This is a genomic window from Brevibacillus sp. LEMMJ03 (assembly GCF_007197875.1).
GTDB lineage: Bacteria > Bacillota > Bacilli > Brevibacillales > Brevibacillaceae > Brevibacillus > Brevibacillus thermoruber.
The window spans coordinates 1-473 of record NZ_VKJN01000071.1; the positions used below are offsets into that span (position 1 = coordinate 1).

Annotated in this window: 1 protein-coding gene; it reads right to left on the reverse strand. The window is 45.2% G+C overall.

Annotated features, from left to right (window positions below; genetic code table 11):
• Positions 1 to 473, reverse strand: a 473-nt coding sequence (locus tag FOI68_RS22845) for a 3-hydroxyacyl-CoA dehydrogenase family protein (RefSeq protein WP_143864423.1), incomplete at both ends; no start/stop codon positions are given.

Below are 473 nucleotides of genomic sequence, written 5' to 3' on the forward strand. Positions count from 1 at the left end.
TTTTTCCTCACCTTCTACTTTTTCGAATACGTTGTTGGCCACATGAATAAACGTGTCTAAACCGACGACATCGAGCGTGCGGAACGTTGCACTTTTCGGACGACCGATTAATGGCCCTGTCACAGAATCGACTTCGCCAACACTATAACCGCCTTTCATCATTTCACGTACCGTCACAAGCAAACCGTACGTACCGATGCGATTGGCGATAAAGTTTGGCGTATCTTTCGCAAGCACAACCCCTTTACCGAGCACGTTTTCACCAAATTGTTTCATAAACGTAACAACAGCTGGATCAGTGTGCTTTGTCGGAATGACTTCTAATAATTTTAAATAGCGCGGTGGATTGAAAAAGTGCGTGCCTAAAAAGTGCTTTTTAAAATCGTCCGAGCGTCCTTCGGCCATCGCTTCGATGAAAATGCCGGACGTGTTTGAGCTGACGATACTTCCTTGCTTTCTGACTTCATCCACTT